This is a genomic window from Segatella asaccharophila (genome assembly GCF_054687055.1).
Genome location: NZ_BAACAN010000044.1, coordinates 1 through 4461 on the forward strand (window position 1 = coordinate 1; position 4461 = coordinate 4461).

At 38.9% G+C, this 4461-nt stretch carries 4 protein-coding genes and 1 pseudogene; 2 read left to right on the plus strand and 3 right to left on the minus strand.

The window, feature by feature from the left end:
• Positions 1-430: 430 nt before the first annotated feature.
• Positions 431-937, plus strand: a complete 507-nt coding sequence (locus tag ACYRYG_RS13105; protein WP_293444180.1) for a DKNYY domain-containing protein — start codon at positions 431-433, stop codon at positions 935-937.
• A gap of 1 nt (position 938) precedes the next feature.
• Complete coding sequence (locus tag ACYRYG_RS13110; protein WP_293444177.1) at positions 939-1655, plus strand: hypothetical protein; 717 nt, start codon at positions 939-941, stop codon at positions 1653-1655.
• A 31-nt stretch (positions 1656-1686) separates the two neighbouring features.
• On the opposite strand, the gene ACYRYG_RS13115 is transcribed toward ACYRYG_RS13110, so the two are convergent.
• The 3 genes and pseudogenes from ACYRYG_RS13115 to ACYRYG_RS13125 all read right to left on the minus strand — a co-directional run bounded on the left by ACYRYG_RS13115 (position 1687) and on the right by ACYRYG_RS13125 (position 4241).
• Positions 1687-3681 carry a hypothetical protein gene (locus tag ACYRYG_RS13115; protein ID WP_293423249.1) on the minus strand — a complete coding sequence of 665 codons (1995 nt, stop codon included), beginning with the start codon at positions 3679-3681 and terminating at the stop codon, positions 1687-1689.
• 114 nt (positions 3682-3795) lie between these two features.
• Positions 3796-3993 (minus strand): annotated as a pseudogene (locus tag ACYRYG_RS13120) (IS1595-like element ISPbu1 family transposase); the annotation flags it as partial.
• Positions 3994-4046: 53 nt separating this feature from the next.
• Positions 4047-4241 carry a transposase gene (locus ACYRYG_RS13125; RefSeq protein ID WP_460198459.1) on the minus strand — a complete coding sequence of 65 codons (195 nt, stop codon included), beginning with the start codon at positions 4239-4241 and terminating at the stop codon, positions 4047-4049.
• Positions 4242-4461: the final 220 nt, after the last annotated feature.

A 4461-nucleotide genomic window follows, 5' to 3' on the forward strand; every position in this document is an offset into this window, starting at 1 on the left:
CTGAAAAGGAGACTTCTTGCTTCTGATTCGCCATATCTAAAGGATTAAAGGATTTATACTGTGGCAAAGATACAAAAAATCCCTTTTCATTCCCTTTGGCGAAAGACAATCATGTACGTTTCATATAGAAAACAGATATATAAGAAATGGTTATTTCGATAATTTTCAATAACTTAATGACTCCCCATCATTATAGCTACAAGTCTCACTCAATACACAATTTACTTGCAAAGTAAGCGAATTTCTTCAGAATACGCAAGAAATTACCCAAAGAAATATCTGTTCATCACCTTCCTCGGGATTACCCTAATTTAAAATAGGGATTTATCCTTGCAACATTACAGCGAATTGTGTACCTTTGAAATCATAAACCATCTAAAGACAAGACATGATGACCAATCGCTTACGGAAAAACATTTTAAAAATCTTTTTGGCAACATCACTGATACTGATGCCCTCATTTGCCAGCGCCCAGAATTCCAGACCAGACTATCAGGTACGCGACACAGAAGTTTATTATCACCAAGAACGCATTAAAGATGCTGATGCCGATTCTTTCCACAACTTGGGATTCGGTTACGGAAAGGACCGTTACCATGTATACAAGGACGGAGAAATCCTTGAGTATGTTGATCCCGAGCCATTCCGCATTGATCCAAGGTATGGAGGCCACCAGCAAGGGCGGGAAGAGAACAGAGAAAGGGGCGGATATTTCAAATCCACATTCGATGTGTTCTATAACGGGCGGAAGATTGAAGATGCTACCCCAAGTTCATTCCAGGAGATCGGTGGTGGTTATGCCAAGGATGCCTTTAATGTCTATTACCGTGGGAAAAAAGTCGAAGACGCCTCTCCCAGCAGTTTTCAATATAAAGGGAAAGGGTATGCCAGAGACAGCTTTAATACCTACTTTTACGGGAAAAAGATCAGTAACTGATATGATAAACAACATCAATTCAGATACCTTATATTGGGTGTTCTCAACTATGCCCCAGACGTTAGCAGCTTTTGTCGGACTCGTTATCGCCGGAGTATCTTTCATTCAACAACGGATAGACGATATTGTTGAGACAGACAGCACATATACAGAAATCTATGAAGATGTAAAGAAATACATACATTCAGGACTGAAAAAGATTCTTTATGCATCACTATGCATTCTCCCTATCGATTTCTTCTGCCTGTATCTCAACGGCTATATCATAAATGTCATTCATAACCCTTTCGTGTTCATCATCTGTAGTCTACTGGTTCTCATTAATGTCTGCATATTCGGCTACACCATCCTATACGTTGTAAAAATATTAAGTCCAAAGTTTCTGAGCAGTACCATTGAAAAGCTTTCCAATGAATATCACGGGGGCAGTGTGGATATATCAGACTTCATCAAACACTTCATGGATTTTGAAAAAGAAGTAAGACGTGTTACAGAAAAGAGTCTGGCCATCCAAGAGAAGACGATGAACATTTATCAGATGGTGAACGTACTTTTCAGTGCTGGAATATTGACCCGGCAAGAAGTGAACAGGATTCTCACCCTCAACAAAATGAGGAACCTCATTATCCATGGCGGAGAGATCAAGCATGTAGAAAAGACCTTAGACAACCAGTTGATTGCCATCACCAATAAGTTGAACGACATTTCCTGCCTGTAGGAGAGTTCTTCTAGAAACAAGAATTAATAGCTCAGTTATTCAAGTTAAAATAATAAGTATCTTTTCCTTTTTGACTTGAAATGATTTTTCCGTTCCTCTCCAATTGTACTTTCGGGTGATTACCCAAACGTACTACCCTCAAGTCAAAATCACTGTTACAAATATGAATATGGCGCAATGACATACCATTCCATTCTTTAGGAAGTCTCGGAGAGACCGTAAAGGAATGTAATCCGACAGGACGGATACCAAACATACCTTCGATAATGACACGTGCATAGAGAGCGCTCTCTGCAGAAAGTTGTCGTTGACCACCTTCCGGCCACGCTTCAATAGCATAAGGAACATGATCACCTAAAAGACGCTTATGGGAATAAAACGACAGAAATTTCATCGCCCGGCCAGTTTCACCTGCCATAAATACTCCCCTCAACGCATATAGAGTTGATCTATCCCAAAACGTATGATCACCCTCCTGAGTCAGTAACCCATTTTCTGTCCATAAGCGAGTAGAGAACAATGCATCTATTGTTCCCTTTGCCCTTTTATTAATACCCATAGCAAGTGGAATGCAAATCCATGATCGAAGTACCTTGTTCCCCTTATAATATCGGTAAGTATCATAGCCTTCTATATTCTCATGGAAATAATTATCAATATTTCTTTCCATTATCTTAGCTCTATGAGAATACGTCCTTTCCAATTCTTTTTCGTTTAAATCCCGCGCTAAATAAGATGATGATATTAATGCATCATAATATAAACAGGAAGTACATAAATTAGCACTGCCAGAAGGGAAACGATGTTCTAATTCATCGGCATCAGAAGTAACTACTCCATCGGCATTTAATTTACGATGGCAATATTCCAGGCACCATTTGATAAGAGGCCATAATTGCTTTGCCGTATTCTCTTTTCCAAATTCCAAGGCACAACGGGAAGCACCATAGGCGATCATAGCAGCATCACCTCGGTCACCCGCCCCATTCCAATAGTCATCTCCCTCCGCAATAATAGAACTAGGAATAGGTTTCCAATCCAGATTCATATATTTCGCAAAAAGACTAAAAGATGTCATAACTGACTGCATAGCATACGAATACCCTGTAAAAGGGAAAAAAGGATCAGCATATTCAGCCTCATCATTTGCCCAAATTGCTGCATAATAAGCTTCCCCTCCTGGACTATGCATTGGGCCTGCCTTAGTTTGAAAAATACTTTCACAGGAACGTATCTTGGAAAAATCGAACATTCTGTTGATAATAGGATCAGGAGTTTTAAGTATCAGAGTTGCCATCAACTGACTGACCAATGAGCGACGCCGCCTAATTTCTTCATCAACATCCCATCTAAGAGAAGGTTCATTTTCCCTGACGGCAGATAGTAATGCGGAAAAAGACACAGAATCACCTGGCAACAACTGGTAAACACCAGAGCCTTGTATTTGCTGTTCTATGCGATAAGCTCCATAAACGCCTTCTTTTTTAGCCGTTATCAATACAGGATGTCGATTATCTATCTCTAATTTACAAGGCTTTTTGCCATCATTTCTTAAAGTGAACTTTTCTACTAATGCAGGTTTTTCAGTAGATGGAGTATAAACCCTACGAACATGAATTTGACCAAAGCTGCTCTCAACGGTCATCATGCCATCAAGAGTTACTGATTGTGTCTTCTCACAACTCAAGCTGTGTTGATTAATCGTTACTGCATCTAAAGCATTCCAGGAAAGATGGCGCTGCAAGCTACCATGCGTGTCATTCGGAATGGTCCTGAGGAGAGGCCACACCATTCCGAAATTACAAGCAAAACTTCCATCTTGCCGTATTCCGTACTGTAGGACAACCGACATCCTTTTGCCTGACATTTCAATATGATCACAATGTGCTCTTCCATCATATTTCCATGTAATTCCATTACTATTATTTAAATTCCAATAGTCTTTCTCTGCCTTTGCAGATACCACACAAAAAAGCATCAAAATCACTAAAAGTATTTTACTTCTTTTAAAAACCATTTGTCCCATTAATAAATTATTATATGATTAAGATTGTGCTCAAGCATAGAATTTCCAAATATTCTTTGACACAATCTAGTACTATTTAAATGAGTATAATTATCCTCAATTGAGTGATTTTCTTCAATCATAGGTTCTGTGTTGAAACACCGGTCTATAGGACATAACCACAACAACTAGCCTGTCAAAAAGTCTATCACCAAATGATTGGCGGTTGAACTTCCAGCAGAATTCCTCCAGATAACTCTGAAGGAACTCGTCTTTGATGCCATGATACATATCAAGCGAAAGTGACTTCGCATTCGATATGGCAGTATGAATCATGGCAGTTTTTTCGATGCTTGCTCAGGAAGGGTCTTTATGGATATACATCCTTAAAACAACCTTTGAGTTTCGTATGAGACCTGGGGGCATCCCTTACAAGTCCAATATTTATTATACTTATCCCAGATCTGTTGATGACCGCCACAATGCTTACAAACAACACCAACTTTCCCCCGATGATTCTTGAGATACTCTTCGCAAAAAGCTTCATCGGGGAAACGTTTTGAAAATTCTATCAGCATCATCTTGACGAGGTTTTGATAATTGTTGCAAAGATAATGAATATCGCAAAAACCTCAAAATTATTAATCACTCAATTGAGGATAACCAATATTATTTTACCCGTTGGCGGAATTAAATTTCAAGAATAAACATGTCTAAAAAGTTGCACATATCGCTGATTTTTAGTAACTTAGAGTGTTCAAAAATCTTTAAGCTATTTAATCATTGTATGTGCAACCTGTA